The 21398-nt window shown below is 45.9% G+C and carries 22 protein-coding genes and 1 other RNA gene; 17 read left to right on the forward strand and 6 right to left on the reverse strand.

All coding sequences use genetic code 11. The features are described 5' to 3' along the window. Window positions 1-57 precede the first annotated feature (57 nt). A complete protein-coding gene (locus PMI05_RS17340; RefSeq protein ID WP_007724300.1) occupies window positions 58-2019 on the reverse strand; it encodes a beta-propeller domain-containing protein in 1962 nt (653 codons plus the stop codon). Window positions 2020-2201: 182 nt separating this feature from the next. Here PMI05_RS17340 and PMI05_RS17345 point away from each other — a divergent pair, with 182 nt between their 5' ends. The 5 genes from PMI05_RS17345 to PMI05_RS17365 all read left to right on the forward strand — a co-directional run bounded on the left by PMI05_RS17345 (window position 2202) and on the right by PMI05_RS17365 (window position 7500). Then, the gene (locus PMI05_RS17345; protein WP_007724302.1) at window positions 2202-3737 is read left to right on the forward strand and encodes a fumarate hydratase; all 1536 of its coding nucleotides are present in this window, start codon (window positions 2202-2204) and stop codon (window positions 3735-3737) included. Window positions 3738-3901: 164 nt separating this feature from the next. Beyond that, window positions 3902-5122 carry an amidohydrolase family protein gene (locus PMI05_RS17350; RefSeq protein WP_007724311.1) on the forward strand — a complete coding sequence of 407 codons (1221 nt, stop codon included), beginning with the start codon at window positions 3902-3904 and terminating at the stop codon, window positions 5120-5122. Window positions 5123-5272: 150 nt separating this feature from the next. Beyond that, window positions 5273-5614: a LysM peptidoglycan-binding domain-containing protein gene (locus PMI05_RS17355; protein ID WP_007724314.1), complete on the forward strand. Its 342-nt coding sequence runs from the start codon at window positions 5273-5275 to the stop codon at window positions 5612-5614. 99 nt (window positions 5615-5713) lie between these two features. Next, window positions 5714-5902, forward strand: a complete 189-nt coding sequence (locus tag PMI05_RS17360; RefSeq protein WP_007724315.1) for a hypothetical protein — start codon at window positions 5714-5716, stop codon at window positions 5900-5902. A gap of 182 nt (window positions 5903-6084) precedes the next feature. Continuing rightward, on the forward strand, window positions 6085-7500 hold the full coding sequence (locus PMI05_RS17365; RefSeq protein WP_007724318.1) for an MDR family MFS transporter: 1416 nt from the start codon (window positions 6085-6087) through the stop codon (window positions 7498-7500). 2 nt (window positions 7501-7502) lie between these two features. Here the strand turns inward: PMI05_RS17365 and PMI05_RS17370 are convergent, their stop codons facing one another. Next, window positions 7503-7757 carry an alpha/beta-type small acid-soluble spore protein gene (locus PMI05_RS17370; protein WP_007724320.1) on the reverse strand — a complete coding sequence of 85 codons (255 nt, stop codon included), beginning with the start codon at window positions 7755-7757 and terminating at the stop codon, window positions 7503-7505. Between the two features lie 31 nt (window positions 7758-7788). After that, window positions 7789-8904: a radical SAM/CxCxxxxC motif protein YfkAB gene (yfkAB, locus tag PMI05_RS17375; protein WP_007724321.1), complete on the reverse strand. Its 1116-nt coding sequence runs from the start codon at window positions 8902-8904 to the stop codon at window positions 7789-7791. 78 nt (window positions 8905-8982) lie between these two features. Between yfkAB and PMI05_RS17380 the strand changes: the two genes are divergently transcribed. Both PMI05_RS17380 and PMI05_RS17385 read left to right on the forward strand, forming a co-directional pair. Then, window positions 8983-9666 (forward strand): DUF1385 domain-containing protein, encoded by a 684-nt coding sequence (locus tag PMI05_RS17380; RefSeq protein ID WP_007724323.1) that lies wholly within the window; start codon window positions 8983-8985, stop codon window positions 9664-9666. A 163-nt stretch (window positions 9667-9829) separates the two neighbouring features. Next, complete coding sequence (locus PMI05_RS17385; protein ID WP_007724324.1) at window positions 9830-10549, forward strand: class I SAM-dependent methyltransferase; 720 nt, start codon at window positions 9830-9832, stop codon at window positions 10547-10549. Between the two features lie 54 nt (window positions 10550-10603). Here PMI05_RS17385 and PMI05_RS17390 read toward each other — a convergent pair whose 3' ends face one another. Both PMI05_RS17390 and PMI05_RS17395 read right to left on the reverse strand, forming a co-directional pair. After that, the gene (locus PMI05_RS17390) at window positions 10604-11137 is read right to left on the reverse strand and encodes a gamma carbonic anhydrase family protein (RefSeq protein ID WP_007724325.1); all 534 of its coding nucleotides are present in this window, start codon (window positions 11135-11137) and stop codon (window positions 10604-10606) included. Between the two features lie 13 nt (window positions 11138-11150). After that, window positions 11151-11459: an iron-sulfur cluster biosynthesis family protein gene (locus PMI05_RS17395; protein WP_007724327.1), complete on the reverse strand. Its 309-nt coding sequence runs from the start codon at window positions 11457-11459 to the stop codon at window positions 11151-11153. 116 nt (window positions 11460-11575) lie between these two features. Between PMI05_RS17395 and rnpB the strand changes: the two genes are divergently transcribed. From rnpB to PMI05_RS17415, 4 genes are all read left to right on the forward strand, one after another. Then, window positions 11576-11965: RNase P RNA component class B (rnpB, locus tag PMI05_RS30095), an RNA gene on the forward strand. 279 nt (window positions 11966-12244) lie between these two features. After that, on the forward strand, window positions 12245-14581 hold the full coding sequence (locus tag PMI05_RS17405; protein WP_007724330.1) for an S-layer homology domain-containing protein: 2337 nt from the start codon (window positions 12245-12247) through the stop codon (window positions 14579-14581). 165 nt (window positions 14582-14746) lie between these two features. Then, window positions 14747-16258 (forward strand): monooxygenase, encoded by a 1512-nt coding sequence (locus tag PMI05_RS17410; protein ID WP_007724332.1) that lies wholly within the window; start codon window positions 14747-14749, stop codon window positions 16256-16258. Window positions 16259-16355: 97 nt separating this feature from the next. Beyond that, a complete protein-coding gene (locus PMI05_RS17415) occupies window positions 16356-16841 on the forward strand; it encodes a MarR family transcriptional regulator (RefSeq protein WP_007724334.1) in 486 nt (161 codons plus the stop codon). A 264-nt stretch (window positions 16842-17105) separates the two neighbouring features. On the opposite strand, the gene PMI05_RS17420 is transcribed toward PMI05_RS17415, so the two are convergent. Beyond that, window positions 17106-17342, reverse strand: a complete 237-nt coding sequence (locus PMI05_RS17420; protein WP_007724338.1) for a helix-turn-helix transcriptional regulator — start codon at window positions 17340-17342, stop codon at window positions 17106-17108. A gap of 286 nt (window positions 17343-17628) precedes the next feature. On the opposite strand from PMI05_RS17420, the gene PMI05_RS31805 reads away from it, so the two are divergent. The 6 genes from PMI05_RS31805 (at window position 17629) to PMI05_RS17440 (ending at window position 20883) form a co-directional block, all read left to right on the forward strand. Then, window positions 17629-18258 (forward strand): helix-turn-helix transcriptional regulator, encoded by a 630-nt coding sequence (locus PMI05_RS31805; protein WP_007724341.1) that lies wholly within the window; start codon window positions 17629-17631, stop codon window positions 18256-18258. 34 nt (window positions 18259-18292) lie between these two features. Then, a complete protein-coding gene (locus PMI05_RS31810) occupies window positions 18293-18880 on the forward strand; it encodes a hypothetical protein (protein WP_007724343.1) in 588 nt (195 codons plus the stop codon). A 151-nt stretch (window positions 18881-19031) separates the two neighbouring features. After that, entirely contained in the window at window positions 19032-19181 is a 150-nt protein-coding gene (locus PMI05_RS30745) for a hypothetical protein (RefSeq protein ID WP_007724346.1), read from the forward strand. A gap of 137 nt (window positions 19182-19318) precedes the next feature. Then, a complete protein-coding gene (locus PMI05_RS17430) occupies window positions 19319-19621 on the forward strand; it encodes an aspartyl-phosphate phosphatase Spo0E family protein (RefSeq protein WP_039960954.1) in 303 nt (100 codons plus the stop codon). Between the two features lie 114 nt (window positions 19622-19735). Further along, entirely contained in the window at window positions 19736-20365 is a 630-nt protein-coding gene (locus PMI05_RS17435; protein WP_007724348.1) for a hypothetical protein, read from the forward strand. A 143-nt stretch (window positions 20366-20508) separates the two neighbouring features. Then, a complete protein-coding gene (locus PMI05_RS17440; protein ID WP_238543318.1) occupies window positions 20509-20883 on the forward strand; it encodes a hypothetical protein in 375 nt (124 codons plus the stop codon). Window positions 20884-21398: the final 515 nt, after the last annotated feature.

Genomic DNA, 21398 nt, shown 5'->3' on the forward strand with positions numbered 1-21398 from the left:
GCTGCATCTATTACCCCATCTTAGCACAGAACCTGTCCGCATGACAGAGCATTACCGCTATTTCGTCAATGGCAAGATATTCTCTTTTTGGTGGGAAGAGAGCTGCTGCGTTTTGACATAATCGTCGGAAATGGTGTAGAGCGTGTCGCCAATCGTGAGTATCCGTTTAATGTTACTGGAGCTGTCGTACCAGCCTTCGCCTGCTTTCGCGATATCTTCCTTCGACAGATGGGTGATCTGATCTGTCAGTTGAAAACCTTTTTGCAGATCGAGCTGATATACATAGGCACCTTGGAAAGTAAAGTGGCCGTACTCGCGCATATCGTTTTTGGCTTTTTGTTCAGCCGTACGTTCGTGGACGGATACAGGGAAGGCTAGCAGATCTTTTTCTTTGGAGAACAGCAGAGCCTTGTGATTGCGCAACAGCTCGGAGTCCGTTCCTCTGTCCCCGATAACAGTCTTGAACTTTTCCTTCGGTTTGGTTACATCACTGACGTCAAAGAGGGCAATTTTCATCCCTTGGTAGTACGCCCAGTCTTTATCTGATTCTGCTTCTTTGCCAAAACCGATGATATGGTTTTCATCATACGGGTGTAAATAGTCGCTGTAACCTGGAATTTTGAGGGCACCTAGTACGCTTGGAGCAGAAGGCTTCTTCAGATCGAGAACGAACAGCGGGTCGACTTTTTTGAAGGTGACCATGTAGGCACGATCTCCCATGAAACGGACAGAGTAAATGCGTTCGCCTGGAGCGATGCCTTCTAGCTTGCCGAATACCTCGAGTTTGTTGTCCAGTACATACAAGTTGTTTTTCGAAGTAAGCTCATCGTCTCGCCACATGTCACCGCTGGTGGTGGCAATTCGGAAATAACCATCGTTTTCATCCATGGAAAACTGGTTCAGAATGCGTCCAGGCACCGACCCTTTTCCTGTATACCGGATGTCTCCCTTGTTCATGGCAAAACGGTAAATGGTTGTATCTGACTCAATGGGAGGTGCAATCAAAGGAGTTGTCACTCCTTTTTGCTTAACGGCTACTGGCTGGGCATTGTTCTGGGTGACGGCTACATACAGATTTTTGGTGGATGCATAGATGTTCTCGCCAGCACCAAGATACGTATTCAGTGACATCTTTTGTTTCGAATCATCCAGATTCACACCAGCGACGATCAAATACTCTGGACGAAAGTGATCCGGGAAGTAACGAATCTCGCTGTAGGGAATGGTTTGGTATTGGTTATGATGGGCGCTGTCTTTATACGTTGGACCTGGCACTTCTGCTTTCTCTTGCATGATACGATACGTATCCATGTAATGGTTGGCTGTCACATACAAGCTCGCGCCGATTTTGCGGGACGACATGTACTGGCCTTCCAGCTCCAATTGACGAATGAGCCGAGGTTGTTTTTTGTCCGTAATATCGTAGATCATGGTTTTCACGGACTGCATGCCTTGGAAACGGGGGATGCCTCTTTTGGAAGCAGGACCAGGAGGATAGGAGATGGTCTCATCCGCTTGCCCGATTACGATGAGTCTGCGTTCGTCTACATACATTTCTTGCGGTACGAATTTTCCATTGTCATAGCTGATGCGGCTTGCGACCTTCATCTCGGTGGCTGGATACGCTTTGATGATGCGCACTTCATTTTGCGTGGATTGATAAAGATAAGTGCCGTCTGATTTTACGATATCTGCTTCATCGACGCCCTGCACTTGTGTGTTCGTTGTGGAAAAATCACCGCGAACAGCGCCGCCGGAGGTGTCTGCTACTTTGTTGGCTGTGCTAGGTGCTGCTACTGGCATAGCGGTACCCATTTCCATGGTGGCATAATGGTAGCTGTCCAGGTTTGATGATTGAATGAGCTTTTTTAGCTCCGCATAGGAACCGACTACTGGCAACTTTTCTGTAGATGCTGCGGCTTGAACGGTTGGCTCCGCGATTGTACCTGTCGTGAACAGGAAGGGTATAGCGGCCACTACCATCACGGAGGCGAGAAGCCCGGCAAATGTTCTTTTCATTTTGATCCCCCTCATATCTGCTTCTTGCCAAAATTTGTTGTCGGTAATAAGACGACGCACGTTTACGGAATGTTTCACACACTCTTTGGGCAGCAATCTACGGACAGGTGGGGGAGCGTGTGCTATAATAATAGGCGGTTTATGCTACCATTTACACCACTACGTCAAAAGGGGCGTCATAGATGGAAAACTTGAAGCAAAGCATTCTGGAACTCATCACGGATACTTCTACGAATCTACCACCAGACGTGCGTCGTGCCGTCAATACAGCTAAAGTGAACGAGGATCTTGGCACACGTGCAGCGCTGTCTTTGTCTACGATTGCGCAAAACGTCGTCATGGCAGAAGAAAATGTTTCTCCGATCTGTCAAGATACGGGTATGCCTACATTCGAAGTGAAAACTCCGGTCGGAGTCAACCAGTTGATCATTAAACAAGCAATCAAAGAAATGATTGCAGAAGCAACCAAAACAGGTAAGCTGCGTTCCAACTCCGTAGATTCCTTGACGGGTGAAAACACAGGGGACAACCTCGGTCCAGGTACTCCTGTCATTCACTTCGAGCAATGGGAAGAGAATGAAATCGAAATCAAGCTGATTCTCAAAGGCGGCGGCTGTGAGAACAAGAACATCCAATACTCCCTGCCCTGTGAGCTCGAAGGCCTGGGCAAAGTGGGCCGCAACCTGGATGGCATTCGCAAGTGCATTCTGCACGCGGTATACCAAGCGCAGGGACAAGGCTGTAGTGCCGGCTTCATCGGCGTAGGAATCGGTGGCGATCGCACTTCCGGTTATGCACTGGCGAAGCATCAATTGTTCCGCAAAGTGGACGATGTCAATCCAATTGCTGATCTGGCTGCATTGGAAGACTACATCATGGAAACAGCAAACCAACTCGGAATCGGAACCATGGGCTTTGGTGGGAATGCGACTCTTCTTGGCTGTAAAATCGGCGTGGAAAACCGCCTGCCAGCGAGCTTCTTCGTATCTGTTGCGTACAACTGCTGGGCATTCCGCCGTCAAGGTGTTCGCCTGAACCCGGAGACTGGCGAAATCCTTCGTTATCTGTATAAAGATGAAGAAGTGGCGATGGACTTGACCCCAGTAGCAGCTTCGGACGAAACAGACGATGAACCTCGTGAAGTTGTTCTGCAAGCGCCGATTACGGAAGAACAAATCCGCAGCCTGAAAGTGGGCGATGTGGTTATCATCAACGGCGAAATGCACACAGGACGCGACGCCCTGCATAGCTACCTGATGGATCATGACTGTCCAGTAGACCTGAATGGTGGCATCATCTACCATTGCGGTCCGGTTATGCTGAAGGATCAAGAGGGCGAATGGCATGTAAAAGCGGCTGGTCCGACTACCTCCATTCGTGAGGAGCCGTACCAAGGCGAAATCATCAAGAAATTCGGAATCCGTGCCGTTATCGGAAAAGGCGGAATGGGTGCGAAAACACTGAAAGCATTGAATGAGCATGGTGCTGTTTACCTCAATGCAATTGGTGGGGCAGCTCAATACTATGCACGCTGCATCAAAAAAGTAAACGGTGTTGACTTCATGGAATTCGGTATTCCAGAAGCAATGTGGCACTTGCAAGTGAACGGCTTCGCGGCAATTGTAACAATGGATGCGCACGGCAACAGCTTGCATGCGGATGTCGAGAAAACGTCCGCTGAGAGACTGGCTCAATTTGCTGCACCTGTATTTAAATAAGGTATAAAGGGAAAACCTCTGGCGCACTTATGTGTGGCTGGAGGTTTTTTTATTTTTTCGAGGCCAAGAAACAGGGAGGAAATAGTTGGATGCATGATGAACTTTCGAGGAGCTAACCACGATTGCGGACAAATGGATTTTCATTTTTGACAGGGGGGACAGAAATGAAATGGTTGATTGCTGATCGCGTCATTATCGGAGATGGAGAGCATGTAATCGAACAAGGCGCTGTTGGGATTGATGAGCGAGGAAAGATTGTAGCAGTAGGGAAAGAATCGGAGCTTACGGATTCCATTTCGGAGGGAGAGGTAAAGCGGTACACCGGATGCTCCATTTTGCCAGGTTTGATCGATTTACATGTTCATATCGGGTATTGGTGGAGCAAACCAGACTCGGCTGAGTATCGCAACAACGATGGACTCGTGGCTTTACTTGCGACGGCCAACTTGAAAGAGGCACTTTCCTTGGGGGTAACGACGATTCGCGATGTAGCAGCACCGGATGGATTGTGCAGTACGCTAAAGTTGGCAGCCAAGAACAAGTTCATTGTTTCCCCTCGTCTTTTTCAGGTCAACCAAGGGATTATTATGACTGGGGGGCACGGTTGGCAATTAGAGGGTGCCCTGCGAGAAGCAAATGGTCCGTGGGAAGTGCGGACAGCCGTACGTGAACAAGTGAGAGCAGGGGCAGACTGGATCAAGCTCATGACGAGCCATCGTACACCAACGCCGGAGTTCACACAAGAAGAGCTGGATGCGGCGGTTGATGAATCGCATCGCTTGGGACGGAAATGCTGTGTGCATGCCTCGACCCAACCTGCGATCCAGATGGCGATTGATGCGGGATTTGATACGATCGAGCACGCGACATTTATGACCGTCGAACAGGCAGAACAGATGAAAGAAAAAGGACTGGTATGGGTACCGACGATGATTACCTTTTTTCAGATTGCTGATTATTACAAACATATTTGGAATGAGCAGCAACAGGCGAATCAAGGCATATTGAGCGAAGGGCTTATTGAGCAGGGAGCCTTCTTCATCGAATCGGAAAAGGCGTACCGGGAGAACTTCGTACAATTGATGAATACAGGCGTAAAGATCGCTACGGGTACGGATATCGTATTGGAAGGCTATCCGATTACACCTGTGGCAGAAGAGATCAAGCTGATGGTGGAGCTGGGGATGGAGCCAATTCGTGCGATCCAGGCTGCTACCCAAAATGCTGCAGAGGTGCTGGACCAAGGTAGTAAGATCGGTACGTTAGCGCCAGGTTATTTTGCTGATTTGCTTGTGGTAAAAGGGGATCCATTACAAGAGATAGAGGTATTGAAGCAAGTAGAGGAAGTGTTTCTTGAGGGTGTGACTGTCTATTCAAAGTGTTGATGGGGCTGAGCCTTGCTCTTTCGGGTTTGCAACGGCGTTTGTACTGGGTGTTTGACTATTCTTTGCAAAAATGGGTATTGGTTTATTGCGCGTATACCAGGGCGGGCATAGGTTAATAACGAATGATCACAGAAAAAAGGAGTGAGATTCGTGAACTATGTAGTCCGTTCGGGAGATACGCTGAACAGCATTGCGGCTCGTTTTGGTGTATCCGTTCAGGAATTAATCCGCGTGAATAATATCGCCTATCCCTACTACATTTACGTTGGTCAAAATTTGTACATCCCGATTACTCCGACACCAGCTCCAGGTGGAGATGTCGAGCGTCGTTTGAATCGACTGGAGAATCGAGTAGATGCGCTTCGCGAAGACTTTCGGAGGCTGGATAATCGAGTAGATCGGTTGGAGAACCGTGTCACTCGTCTGGAGCGGGCCATTACGCCGACACAACCTCCGCGCCCACGTCCGACCGGCACGCCTCGTCCACGCTAAGCAGCAGGATAGAGGGTCGAATATTTTTCCACACTTTCAATTTCCTCTTTGCCCGATCCTGCATAAAATGATACGAGAGGATTAAGAGGAGGTGCGGCCATGCTGGGGTTAAATGGAAAAAACGTCCGACACCATTTCATGGGCGTCTATGGAAAAGTGGTACAGATTCGGGAACTGGTGGATGTGATCGACCAAGTTTTTGACTCTGTAAACAAAGTGGGCGACATAGGAAAGGCGATGCTTGGACCTCGTAAGGCAAGTGCCAAAAAGCTCGACAAGCTGAGATGAATGGCAAAACAATAAAACCGCGTCCATAATGGAGGCGGTTTTTATTTATGATTCATTCTTAGTTCTTATGGGCAGACTCTATCATCAGAATAACTCATCAGAAAGAAAAAGTCTACTCTTTTTCTGGAAATTCCCTTATATTTTTGGAGCTGTTATCAACTGACTTCAAAAAGGAGAGTGGGATGGAGATGGAAAAGGAAAAGCGCCGCGTAGGCTTGGTTACGGGTGGAGTACTGATGGGGCTAATCTTGTCATCGTTGGATCAGACGATTGTATCAACAGCCATGCCGACAATTACCAAAGAGCTGGGAGGTCTATCTCTTTATAGCTGGGTGTTCGCCATTTATATGCTTACAGCGACCACGAGCATGCCCATCTATGGGAAAATGGCGGACTTGTTTGGACCAAGAAGAATGTATTTGATCGGTTTGTTTCTGTTTCTCGTGGGATCTCTCCTGTGCGGCATGGCGAATTCCATGACGAGTCTTATTGTAGCGAGAGGAGTTCAAGGGTTGGGCGCTGGGGCATTAATGCCGGTTGCATTCATCATTGTGGGTGAACTGTATCCACCCGAAAAGAGAGGCAAATTTCAAGGCCTTTTCGGAGCTGTCTTTGCCATGACGAGTATACTCGGTCCCTCATTGGGAGGAATTCTCGTGGAGCATCTGCCGTGGGGATGGATTTTCTTTATAAACCTTCCGATCGGTATCGCTGCCTTTTTGATCATTGCCCTAGCCATTCGTGATCAGTGGCACTACGATAAGAAGCCTGTGATTGATTGGTATGGGGCGACTAGCTTGAGTGCAGCCATCATTCTCATCCTGCTGTCCCTTGTTATGGAGGGGAGGGAATACAAGATTGGGTTAGGGGGAGTGGGTCTCTTACTTCTCGGTTTGTTCATCTGGGTTGAAACGAAAGCAAAGGAGCCCCTGCTTCCGCTTTCCCTATTTCGCATCCCGGCCATTGGATATGGCAATCTCGTTGGATTCTTTGTGAGTGCCGCTTTGTTCGGTGCAATCGCATACATCCCACTGTTCGTCCAAGGGGTACGCGGTGCGAGTCCCTCAGAAGCTGGATTCCTTTTAGTGCCGCTCATGCTGTCCGCAGCGATTTCTTCGACGGTTGGGGGAAGATGGATGGCAAAAGCTTCATTTCGGGCGATTCTGATTCCTAGCTTACTCATCATGGCGACAGGCTTTTTCCTTCTAAGCACGATTGATGTAGAGACAACCAACACACAGCTCGTCAGTTACATGATTGTCACAGGTCTAGGCATGGGGGCAATCTATCCGGCACTCGGTACAGCAGCACACAGCGCTGTAAAACCGCAAGATCGGGGCGTTGCCATGTCGACATCGCAATTGTTTCGTTCCATTGGGGGGACGATTGGTATTAGTGTGTTTGGGACCATTATAGAATGGCGGATGCGGGGAGGAAGGGTGTTTAGTGAAGCTATGCACGATGCTTTTGTCACTGGATTGATTCTGATTGGAATCAGTTTGATAGCTAGTGTCCTACTAGGCAATACTCGATTGCTCGACAAAGACAAAGAACCCCGCCATTCGCGTACATCAAATAGCGGGGTTCCCAAACAATAGGATCATGGTTTTTTATTCATGCCTTCCATTGCCATCCGAACCATCTCTCTGACCATACTGCCGCCCAAGCGTCCTCCGATTCGACCAGCATCGTGAGAGGTTAACTGTCCATTGTAGCCGGGCTGTAACGGAACATGAATTTCTTCTGCGACCTCGAATTTGGCCTGCGCGGGATCAGCAACGTGTGCAACCTGCGCTTTTAGGGCGTCCAGTCCTTTTCTCGCCTCGGGGACGAGAGGGCGTTTGCGTCTGCTCATGGTAGATCACCTCACGCCCTAGTGTGCCCAATTAGACGAGTGCTTTGCGCAGAGTAAAATCAGTCTCCTGATAGTAAGTATTAGCAACGAGCAGGTTAGGTCCCGCACATCCAGCAGCGGGGCAGAAGCAATTGATCTTCTGATTCAGCGTGTGTTCCTGCCATTTTTCAAACATCGACTGGAGCTGATTGGTTTGAATATTGCCCAATGGCTCTACATCACCGAAATCGGTCACGATGACATCGCCGGTGAAAATGTTGATGTTAAGACGATTGCGACCATCTGGATCATTGCGAGTCGTCACATTTTTCGCAGAGCGCAGTCGGCTGATCAATTCCCTGTCTGCGGCTTCAGGACTACAAGCGAAAAACGGAAGCGTCCCGAAAAGCATCCACAAATCTTCATTGCGTACATCGAGCATCCGATGAATGGCTTGACGGAGCTCATCGAGTGAAAGTACATCCAGATCACGAGCAAAGTCACTCGCGTACATCGGGTGTACCTCATGTCGCTTGCTTCCCATCTCCTGAATCTGACGGTGGAGCGTATCGAGCTTTGTCCATGTACGATGATTCAGCATCGTTTCGGCTGAGACAAATACACCTGCTTCTGAGAGCTTGCGAACATTTTCCATCATCTCTTGAAACTGTGCTTCCGCTCTTTTGATTGAAACCGGCTGCCGTGCTTTTGCGTAAACAATATCATGGAATTCCTCGGGAGTGGACCAGTTCCATGAAATATGCATGACGTCGATGTAAGGCAGGATCAACTCATACCGAGAAAACGGCATGGACATGTTGGAGTTGATTTGCGTCCGCAGCCCACGATCTGCTGCATATTGTAGAATAGGCGCGATCACAGTTTTCACGGTGCGCTCGCTGTACATCGGTTCACCGCCTGTTATACTGATAGTAAGCAGATCTTTTGCTTCATCGAGACGACGGAGTATCAGATCAACAGGGAGAGCGGGATCGTCTTTGTATCGCAATGTATCACCAACCGCGCAATGCTCACAGCGGAGATTGCACAGATTCGTTACAGTAAACTCGACGCTGGTAAGTTTATAGGCGGGGGGTGTAGCATTGAACAACGGCTCCCATGGATCGTGTAAAGGTGTTAATGGTGTAGTTGGAACCATGCGGATCAATTGTGGAAACCTCCTTCATTCTGCGTACAACTCAACCTATTATAACGACATTAGGGCGGAAGGAGAATAGCTAACGAGATGATTATGGGGATGTCTTTTGGACGCGGTGTGCTTTTTCATGATCGAAATGTGCTGGCTTGCGCGGAAGTAAAAGACGGCGTGATTCATATGTGGGCGGAAAAAATCACATTGAAAACGATCGGGAAGCTCTGGTATCGAATATTTTTCTCCTTTCCGTGGTACTATCAATTGTTTCACCTTTTGCTTGCTGGTTATGTACTGGCAGCGATCGTGAAGCCTGACTGGGCCATCATTGATCCGATGTGGGTAGCTGTATACATCGCAGGCTTTCACTTTGTTTTTCCGAAAATGATGAAAAAATTTCACGGTGCAGAACATAAAGTGTTTAGCTATGGGGGCAAGAAGTCGCTAGCAGCATGGAAAGAGATTCAACGGGCAAATATCGTGAATGACGGTTGCTCGACGAATCTAGTCGTTTGGTTTTTTACGGGGTTCATTTTGTCCGTCTTCTTTTTACCCTTAGAATGGAGCGTCGCATGCGGGGTAGCAGGACTGCTTGTTGGCATGCTCGGGGATCGCTACGTGCGTAAATATTTCGGTTTTCTTTACAAGCTGTCGGCTTTCTTTCAAAAATACAGCACGACCAAAGAACCGGATCGGCTTCATCTAGAGACAGCGATCCGCTCGTATATGCTTTTTGAGCACATTCGCGAGGTGGATCGATTGCAGAATGCTTCATAAGGAAAAAGCGGTGTTTCCACTATGGATACGCCGCTTTTATTGTTCCATGCACAGGTCGGCTGCGTCATTGAATCCTGAAAAGTATTTTGGTAATATTTGCTCAACTCGATCCTTTTCCTTTGAAAAGGATCGAGGAATATGAGAAGAGGAGAGCTGAGTCGAGATGAGAAAAGAACAGGATGTAGGGGTGTACGAGCAAGTGGGAGTGGCAATGACATGCCGTTCCTATCAAGAGTATGTGGATATGTTTTCGCTCACGGATGAAATCTTGTCGATGGAACCGATTTTGGATGTCGGGGCAGGAGCGTCCTCCTTTACAGCGGAGGTATGCCAACAAGGACGAGAGGCAATTGCAGTTGATCCGCTTTATCAAATAAAGCCTGAAGAGATTTGTACGAAGGGGAAGCGAGAGATCGAGGAATCAACGCAAAAGCTGGCTGGAATCGCACACACACTTCATTGGGAATATTACGGCTCGCTTGACGAGCATCAGCAAAACAGAGAAAGGTCACTGGAGCAATTCATTGCCGCGTATCGTGCCGATGAAGGCATCGGTAAAAAATACGTCTCAGGCTTGCTGCCTGATTTGCCTTTTGCTGACAATCAATTTTCACTGGTGCTTGGCAGTCATTTTTTGTTTTTGTACCAGCAACAGTTCGATGAGCAATTTCACCTGGACGCGATTAAGGAATTGCTGCGTGTTTGTCAGCCTGGCGGTCGAATCAGACTCTACCCGTTAATCGGATTGGATCGCAAACCATATAGCAAGCTACCACAGCTCATGGAAGAAATACAGCGTTTTGGTCACACAGCCAGTTTGCAGTCGACGAGCTTTCGGTTTCTAGTGGGTGCAACGCATTATTTAGAAATTCGTAAAGCATAAAAAACAGGGAGGATAGAAGGTGCATATGCGCCCTCGACCTCCCTTTTCTTTTTCCTATTCCCGTTCTAGCGGGCTTTCTTCCAGTTGGCGATACATCTTGCCTTTATCCACATACGATTGGCGAATGCGTACGAATTCTTTCAAGTCAGCTTCGTTGAGTTCGCGTTTTACTTTCGCTGGATTGCCGACAACAAGAGAGCGAGGTGGCACCTTCATGCCTGGAGGAACGAGTGCACCCGCAGCAACCATCGCTTCTTCCCCGATTTCCGCACGATCCAAAACAATCGCGCCCATTCCGATCAATGCGCCGCGACGTACCACGCAGCTATGTAAAACGGCATTATGTCCGACGGTCACCTCGTCTTCGAGGATCAAAGGGTTGTTCGGACTTTGATGCAGGGTGCTGTTGTCTTGCACACTGACGCGTTTTCCAATGACGGTCGGAGCGATGTCCCCGCGGATTACAGTGTTGTACCAAATAGAAGAATCCTCGCCGATTTCGACATCGCCAGAAACGACGGAGCCTTTTGCCAGGAAAACAGTAGGGTGAATCTTCGGTTTGATGTTTTCGAATGATAAGAGCAGCATAGTAACCTCCTAATCAATGAGTAAGCGAGCAATCTGTTTGCATCGGGCGCGGATGGAAAATGGAGAAGCGACCAGTTGCAGGATCGCAGTCGATGACTGTCCCGGAAAGCTTGTCTATCTCATGGGTTTGATAAAAGAAATGAATCCCACTAATATCTTGGGTAATATCGTGTTTGTCCGCTTCCGTAATGGCGATGCTATATGTATAGCTGCCACAACCCGTCGTAGTCGGGACGAGTCTGATTCCGAGCTGTTCAGCATCCGATTCTTCCGCAATCATTTGTGCAAGACGTACTGCCGCAGCTGGAGTAATGGTTATCATCGTCCTACCTCCTCGTAGCCATTTCTATTGTACTACAAATGGACCTTCCAAATCCTGCTTGTTGACCATGTAGGAGGCATGTGATAGAGTAAATGTTACTGATTCTGATGTGCAGGAAATGTGGGTAGTCGCTGCCGCAATCGTTTCGACGATTGGCGGTAGAGGAAAGTCCAGGCTCGCCCAGGCTGAGATGCCTGGAGTGTTCGTACCTGGTGCAAGCCAGGGCAGTGAGGTGTTAAGCCTTGCTGACGGCGTGGAAAGGGCTCTCTCTGAGGCCCGAGTACGCTGAAAGTGCCACAGAAACGTAGCTTTTCTGGCGACAGAAAAGATGGAACGCGGTAAACCCTGCGAGCGAGAAACCCAAATTAGGTAGGGGAACCGTCCTGAAGGAATCAAACGGAAAGGACGGATGGTATCTTCGGATGCCATAGATAGATGGCTACCGCTCTTGGTGCGAGGGATTGCCCCGCTTGAAGCACGGGAGAGACAGAACCTGGCTTATAGCATTTCCTGCTGGAATGAAATGTAAAACCACCTGAGATCTCAGGTGGTTTTTTTACGTTCTCCGAAATATCGTGAACCCGCTACCTATCAATGATTGAAGAACAGTGGAATGATTTACCGTGAACAAGCTATGAAACTTTTTCGGAAGTCTTGTCGTCTAAAAAGAGCATTCGGCAGAAGAAAACAGTTCTACTGCGGACAATTCCATCATTTCTTCAAATGGGAGTGTTTGCTGGAGAGAATGAACTGATAAAACTGTTACATTGATGGAGGGGTTTATTTTGCAAAAAGCAAAGAATAGAGCAAGCAAGGATTTCAAAAAATTATTGGCGACAGCGGTTCTGGCAGGTTCGCTTGCATTGCCGGGTACCGGATTGGCTGCTACGGCACTGCCATTCTCCGATATCGGAGGAAACGTAAATAAAGACGCGATTCTGAAATTGAATTATGCCGGTGTGCTGAAAGGTTATACAGATGGCACTTTCAGACCGTATAAAGAAGTGACGAGAGCGGAGTTCGCTAAAGTTGCTGTGCTGGCACTCGGGTACACAGATGCGCAAGCAAAGCTACTACAAGGAAAGACCGTATTTAAAGATCTGCCAGCAGATCACTGGGCAACAGGATACATTAATCTTGCGGTATCCCAAGGCATCATCAAGGGATATCCAGATGGAACCTTCAAACCGAACAACAATGTAAAAATTGCGGAAGCGTTGACTGTTTACGTCCAAGGCTTGAAGATTGACGTTCGTCCATCAGCCTCAAGCGAGTGGTACATCCCGTATTTGCTGGAAGCGGACAGAGCAGGTATTTACGATGCAAAGGAAACACCGACAACAGCAGCTCCGCGTGATATCGTTGCGAAGTATACCGATCGCTTTATGGAAACGCCTGTTTACGCAAACGGCGCCTACTACGACAAAGATGGCAATGCAAAAGGAACCAATCAGAAGCTACCAGTAGTAAAGGGCGCAGTTGCTTCGTATGACAAGTCTGGCAAAAAGCTGAAACTAGTCGGACAAAACAAAGAAATCGAAATTGCTGATTCCGCGCAAGTATACGGCAATCTGGTCGTAGGCGCGCAAGTAGAATACATCACGAAAAACGGCCGAGTGGCTTTCCTCACCGTTGTTACTTCTGATTCCGAAATCGTCGAAGGAATCGTGAAGACTGGTCTTAATTTTACATCGGCTGTAGGCGATGAGAAGAAATTCAAGGCAATCGTCAATGGAAGAGAAGTCGTTTTGGAAGTAGAAGATGGCGTAAATGTAAGCCGTTCTCACATCGGCCAAAAGTTCGTGGCAGTCGTTGGCGACAATGGCAAGATCAAGTCCATCACGATTAGCGACAACACGACAAAAGGAATTGTGGAAAAAGTATCTTCCGTGAGCGGTTCCAACTCGAAGAAAGAGCTGAGAGTAGACGGCACGACATACACTCTGGATTCCAAAGCAACGATCAAAGGCAAGGCGCATCCAGAGGCAAAAGAAACAAGTGCTTCGTTCTCTGACATCGAAAAAGATGACTTGGTCGAGCTGACACTCAATGTGGACGGCAAGGTATCTGAGCTTGTTTACACGAAGCTGAGTTATACGGATACAATCACCGTTGATACAGACAAAAACCGGATTCGCGTCGGCAGCGTTAATTATGAGGTGCATGAAGATACCGAGTTGTTCGTAGATGAAGACGAAGTAGATGAACTGGATGAGTTGACGAGCGGCCAAATTGCAGTGCTTACGTTTGACAAGAATGGAAATCTGATCAAAGTAGAGCAGGGTGTAGGTGCAGCTACGAACAAGCTGGTCTCAGACACAACTGCGTATGCAGCAGGAAAACTGGCAACGGTGAAAATCGACGGAAAAATCTACGACATCTTGACCAACGCGAAGCTGACTGTCGATGACAGATCCGTATCTCCAACGACGATTAAAACAGATCAGTTTAATGACCACCGTATCCTTACGTGGAAATACAACGTCGGCACGAATGACATTGTAGAGCTGACTTTGGAAAAGCAAACGGTAAAAGGATACGTGACGAAAAAATCCGGTTCCAAAATTACCGTGAACGGGAAGGTGTATGAGCTCTTGTCCGGCGTCACGATTGACAGCGATGCAGCATCCAACGACAACGAGTACACGCTGACACTCAACAACGCTGGCAAAGTAAAGGCAATTACAGGTGCGCCTAAGAAAGTAAGCGGCGTGGTTGACTCAGTTGAGGTTCGTAACGATGACGGCAAGGTGACTTCCGCGAAAGTAGAGATTAACGGCAAGACGTACGATGTAACGGATGAGGATGCGATTGAAGATGTCGATCAATTTGAATACGTGACATTGACCCTTGATCGGGACGGCGATGTCATTGCTGCTTCCGTTAGTGGAAAACTGGCGAAGGAAAACGTGCGTTTCGTCGGAATTGAATCCCGTGTGAACAAAGACAAATACGTATTTTTCGATGACGTGTCGACGAGCTTGAAGATGACAGAAGACGCAAAGATCAAATACTACAACGGTAATGACTTGAAAGAAAGCGATCTTACCTCCAAGGACAAAGTGGATTTGTGGACAAATGATCAAGGTCTTGTCTATGCCATTGTCGTAGCAAAACGATAAAAAAATAGAAAGAGGCGATCTCTTCCTCCATTCGAGGTGAAGGGGTCGCCTTTTCATTTGTTAGCATAGTCTTTAAAAAGTATTTTAATTGAAAATCATTTTCAATTAAAAGAAGATGTGATATATTGATTTTGTTTCGCTCAAAACAAAAAAGGAGTGATTTCAATGCAGGTTGATTATGAAGTGATTATTGTTGGTGGTGGACCAGTTGGCATGATGGTGGCTGGAGAGCTGGCGTTGGCGAAAGTGAAGGTATGCGTACTTGAGCGCTTAAAGGAAACGACCCCGTATTCACGGGCGCTAACGGTACATCCGCGCACATTGGAAATCCTGGATATGCGCGGGTTGAAAGCGAAATTACTTGAGAGAGGAAAGCCGATTTCGACGACGCATTTTGCTGCGCTTGATACACGCTTAGATTTTTCAGTCTTGGATTCTTCCTCCAACTACACATTGATTATTCCCCAACATGACACGGAGAAGGTGCTAGAGGAGTGGGCAAAAAGTCTAGGGGTGGTAATACGAAGGGAAGAGGAGGTAGTGGCCGTACACCAAGATCAGCACGGGGTTGAGGTTGAGGCTTCCGGGCCGAATGGAAAGGCTGTGCTGACGGCACGCTATGTGGTCGGTGCAGATGGCGCTGCCAGCATTGTCCGCAAGCAGGCAGGCATTCCGTTTGTCGGTAAGAATGCGACTTTTACGGCTATGCAAGGGGATGTTGTTTTGAAAAATCCGCCGGAATCAGGAGCCCTTTCCTACTTTAATGAACAAGGCTTGGTCATGATTGTACCCTTGCCAAAAGGGATGCATCGGGTGGTGCTGATCGATACGGAGCGAATGGCTGTACCAAAGGAAGAACCCGTTTCCTTGGAGGAACTGCGTGCTAGTTTGCTGCGTATTCTTGGAGACGATTTAGGAATTTCCGATCCGTTTTGGATGACTCGTTTTGGCAATGCGACCTTGCAAGCTCAGCGTTATCGAGAAGGGCGGCTTTTCCTGGCGGGAGATGCGGCGCATATTCATTTTCCAGCCGGAGGACAGGGGATGAACGTTGGCTTGCAAGAGGCAATCAACCTAGGGTGGAAGCTGGCGGCCCATTTAAAAGGCTGGGCACCGGATTGGCTGTTGGACAGCTATCATACGGAGCGTCTCCCCATCAATACCGCATTGCTAACGAATACACAGGTGCAATCGCTGCTGTTCGGTAGTTCGGAATTCTCCCCAGCCGTTATCGCTTTGAGGAATATGGTGTCCGACCTGCTGAAAATACCCGAGGCAAATTATCGGTTGGCTACCCAAATCTCTGCGTTCAATGTCCAGTATGAACCGGTTGGGGAGATGCAGCCGCATGTATGGAATGGTCGACGTTTTACAGAGTTGAATCTGCGTCTGGAGAACGGTGAGTGCCAGAATGCTTACAAGCTATTTCATTCTGGTTCATTCCTCTTGCTACATTTTGGCTCGGATGAACGATTGGACGATGCTGTAGATTGGTCGAGATACAAGCATGTCCATGTCGTTCGTGCTTCGCTTGCAAAGGGAGCAGCTGATTGGCATGACGTGCATACAGCGTTGATTCGACCGGATGGATATGTCGCGTGGGCTGTTTCCCAAGAGGAGTCTAATCCGCTGGAAGCTATTCGGAAAGGAATCTCACACTGGTGCGGACAAGATTGATTGAAGCGGAATTGTTTTGTGCAAAACAAAATGAAATTGTTTTTCTCGAAACAATCAGTATATAATGGAGAGGAGATGGATATCTAGGAGACATGATATGCAAAGCACAGAACTTTCCAAGCAGAGGATCATACAGCTTTACATTCAGTTAATCACGCAGCAAGAGCTACGAGAAAGCAAATTGACTGCGCGAATGGCAGAAGAGATGCAGAAGCTGGAATCCGAAATGGGGATGAAGCTAAACCTTACCCTATCCGAAATTCATTTCATTGCCTGTATCGGGGATCATGGTCCCATCAATGTCACCACGATTTCGGAAAAAGTCAATTTAACGAAAGGGTCCATAACACGGATCAGCAAAAAGTTATGGAAGCTTGATTTAATTAAAAGGCAACAGTTGGTTGATAATAAGAAAGAAGTGTACTATCGGCTAACTGCAAAGGGACAAAAGCTGTATAAGATTCATCACCAGATGCATCAGGACATTGAACAGCGATTTAAGAGCTTTCTGGATAAATACACACCGGAGCAATTAGCATTTTCCCGCGAACTGCTGGAGGACTTGCTGAATTGGGATTTCTGAGTTCGGAACAAAGGGGCGCCATCGACTGATGGTGTCCTTTTTATTGTCTATGGGGGACACCATTAATGCGAGGAGTACAGGATATATGACTCCGTTGGAGGAAGCAGGAAGGAAGGGAAATTCACAAATGATTGCTTTGCGTGAAAAATATGTCTGTGAACAGAACTCTCGATAAGTAAAAAGCCGAATTACCCCACGGTAATCCGGCTTTTTTGCTTATTTAACCTTATGGTTGAATTTTGCATTTCCCATAGGAAACCGCTCTTAGTTAGGTATACGTCTGTCTTTCCACTCGTCAACTTCTCTTGGATCGATGTCGAGAACTTCGCAAATATGTAGCGCAATCGTAACAGTGGGATTGGTAATCCCGTATTCAATGTTCTGATAGTGTTTCAAGGAAACGTATATGATTCTGCTTATTTTTTCCTGGGATAATTTCTTTTCTATTCGGGCATCTTTTAGTTTCAATTCTTGGAAGCTCTCCTTGAATCGTTTACTCATATGTTAACCTGTTAGCGAATTTTTGATTACCCATTATACTTGGTGAATTAAAATACTTACTGTTATTTCCAAGAATTTACATTTTGATAACCTCTAAAAACTAAGATGAAAGTGGAATGAAAATTCATAGAAGGATGTGAACTCCATGCATGAGTAATATAATTGACGGATCATGAGTAAGTTCAAGGGGAATTTATGGTAAATATTTACAAATACTTACGGCGATTATAAAATGTGAGAAGTTAAGTGTTTCTTATGTACACTACTAAGGGGGATTTCTTTTAGTATGGAAACAAGAAAAACAACACAAAAATCGATACGCTCTGAAATAGATAAAAATATGAAAGAGAACGGATATACACTTAGTAAACTCAGTGAGTTGAGTGGTGTTAATCCTGGAGATTTGAGTGAGATCCTAAATAGCAATCCACCACGTGCCATTACAATTGGTCAGCTTGACACGTTGGCTAAAGTCTTTGAAAAGGCTCCTGGTTGGTTGTACGAGTTGTACCCGGAAGAGTGTATAGCCGAAGAAAAAATCTCGCGGCCACGTTTGATCCCTTATTTGGTTCGATGCGCCGAGCTTGGGCATCAGGATTGTATTGAAGTGGTTGTCTCCAGATTACTTGAGAACCCTAAAAACGTTTCCATTCTCTTTACTGTTGCAGAGCAATTATTTCAAAATGGTAGAAAGCCTATGTCAGTCCCCTTTTATCAGCTAGTGATTGAAACTGAAAAAGATAGTCATTCGGATCACTTCCTGATAAGTCAATATCGGTTATTTCGTGCGTTGCAAGGAACAAGTCCTGAAGACAACTGGAAAGCGGTCATACGGTTTGAACCCTATCGGAACAGATTGTCCGAAAATCACCAATTGGACGCGTTGCTACATCTAGCGAATGCGTGCTACATCTAGCGAATGCGTGCTACATCTAGCGAATGCGTGCTACATGTTGCAAAAGTGGAAAGATGTTGAAAAATATGCTGACGAACTACGGACCCTAGCTATTGCAGTCTATCAGGATCAACTACGAAAGAAAGAGAGCGGTAAAACGGATGAAATGTTACACACGGAACGTCATCTAGTTGTGTACTATGGCCAAAGCTCCTTGTTAAAAGGAGTTGCTCTGACAATGCAAGAACAATATGTAGAAGCGGAAAAACACGTGATCGAATATACTGATCTTACTTGGTTTGAACTGTTAGATGAGATAGGGAATAAAGAAGTAAAGAAATTCAATATATGGGGCAGGGCTAACCTATATGGGCTTAACTTGAAGAAAGGAAACGTGAGTATCCTATCAGAGTATGTTGCTTTCTTACAGGAACATCCAAATAAAATTCTCCCTGGGATGTTGACCATCATCGAAGCAGCCAATAAACATAATTTTTGTATAGATGAGCTACTACATCGTTATTCTGCTAATCTATCCAGCTTTCATGACCATCAGAACCCTATTAATTTGAGTCAGAATTTTCAATTTTGGATCAAAAGACTGAATATGAATCTAGAAAAGGAAACACGTCACAAGCGATAGATCAGTTACTGCTGTGCCTGGATTTATCTGACAAAATGACCTATCACCAAGGATTTAAACGTTGTGTCACAAAGTTTTGGAAACACTTGCCACAAGCAACAAATGAGCAAAAAGATCGCTATCAAGCTATTTTAGAAGGGAGAGTGTGAATATGAAGAGATTTTTTGTTTTGTTATCCATGGCTTTGAGTTTTGGGCTATTTTCCAGTGTTGGCCAGGCTTCTATAGGAAGCGAAACGCCATCTATTTCTGCTGTTTCTCCTCCTCCAGTTATGCAATATCATCACGGCGTAGGAGGCTAAATAGAGTTTGATAAAGGGTTCGAAAAAGCATCCCCAACAAAAAAGGGATGCTTTTTTTATTTTCCCATTTTTCTAAGAACAGTGAATTTGGGAAATTGCAGTATAGTTATATATGTATCTATTGTAAAAAAAGGGGGGTGATAACCATAGGAGCATTTGCATATAGAAAGGGCGTTCCACCCATTCGTCAGGAAAATGGAACGCCCGCAGGAGGAGCAGATACAGCTCCTATAAGTAAATGTACCACGCTACTGTTAGATCGGGAAGGAGGAACTTATCACGATGTAGATCATTTGAAAAACATTGTGGAACAATTACGGGAACAGCTGGTGCAATTGTTTTTGGAGAAGAATGATTTGTTGGATGATGAAGTCGTAGAATTAAGTCAGCAATTGGATCAGTACATCCTGGTAATTCAATCAAGAATGATGCAAAAATAAGAAAAAAAGTAGATAAGGTTTTATTTGAATTAAGGTTATAGAAACTCAATTTGGAAATATATGTTACAATTTCCTTGAATTTAAAATTTCTAACAATATACAGGAGGGTAAAAAATGAATAGTAAGAAAATTTCTTTCGCAACTCTCTTACTTAGCAGTTTAGTTGTATCTGGAGCTGGCTCTGCTTTCGCAGTATCTCAAGGTGAGACTATTCAAATAGGTAACCTAAAAATCGTTGAACGTGTATATGAGAACCCAGTAGAGTATGATTTTACAGATGACCTTACGAAGAGTGATTCATCTAAGATTGGTCCCTTAGGCAATGATATGACTGGCAAAGTATATGAAATGTCTAAGAAGGACCTATACAAATCAAAATCTTATGAAGCTGATATTGAGAACGATAGTAGCGAAAACGATACCTTTTCAAGGAAGGTTACAAGAAAAACATTTCTAACCGGAAAAATAGGCGTGGAAGCCGAGACGAAAGTCAACTGGAGGATAATAGAGGGAAAAGTGGGGATTAATGCAGAAGTTTCATTTGGAGATGAAGACATTGTAGAAACAACCCACAGTTGGGTCATACCAAAGCGTACGATTACAACCGTTGAATACGGATCAAAAGCCGTAAAAACAACTGGAAGCTTAAACGAATATTTTCAAGGCAGAGTAGTAGATTCTAACTACGTTAACGTCAAATACTCGTACAAAGAGTATTCTAGTAAAAAATCAAAAGATCTATGATCCGATCTCTCCATATACTTCTCCTTCTGTTCATAGTTCTTCTTAGTGGCTGTAGCGAGGCAGTAACAGTCCCTAAAGAGAAGTCATATGTAACTGTCTACGATTATTTCGAAGAAATTACAGGGGAGAATCTAAAAACATCCGTGCTTCAAATAACAAAAAACGGTAATTCGGCAGAACTCACGTTACGAATCTTAATTTCGGACGATTTAAGAGAAAAAATGATGCATACGGAAAAACCCATTTACTTTACGTTTGCAGATATGCCAGGCAACGAGACCATTAAAAATTTGCTTGCTGAAACTCCTTCACACGTTCAAATTGAGTTCAACAGTAAAGAGAATCGGTATACGATTTCGCAACAGCTAAAGCTAAAAGAAAATTTGACGGAAGATGATGAACAGGCGCTATTGTCTCCTGCTAATTACCGATTTCAGGTCAGCAACGAAGAAAAGCTCTCTGTAGCTAGTTTTATGGGTTTAGAATACTCGCTACTTCCTGAAGATAATCAGAAGTAGCAAATCGCTTGTTACGAATTGTACCTCTTGTTGCAAACGTGGCCACACCCTACATGGTATTTTTGGGGGGGTACCGCCAACCAAATGTGACTTGGATGTAATAAAAAACTCGTATTCCTGTACGCTAAGGAACACGAGTTTTTTCATATTGCCGGTACCCTCGGTAGTAGCAGCTATTGTTCTCTGTAATACAGTACTTGGAGGGAATGATACAGGCGTTGACAGAACGAGGAGAATTGATCGATGACAATCTATTACAATCGTACGATTATTTCCGTTTCGTGAGGTGCCCCCTATTGTCCGAATCAATCCATTCTCGTCGCTTGAAAGCATCAGCCGTTTTCCTGAAAAACTCAAGGGATCGGCTGCTTTTTTTGCATGTATGTAAATATACACTTACGAAGCTTCCGCGAGATAACCTTCTTGTGATAAAAAAGATGCTATCTTATTTAGTTCAATCTGAATATAATGCGGCTAATCGAGCTGGATTATGAAGGGAAATGACTACTGATTAT

The sequence above is a fragment of the Brevibacillus sp. BC25 genome (assembly GCF_000282075.1).
GTDB lineage: Bacteria > Bacillota > Bacilli > Brevibacillales > Brevibacillaceae > Brevibacillus.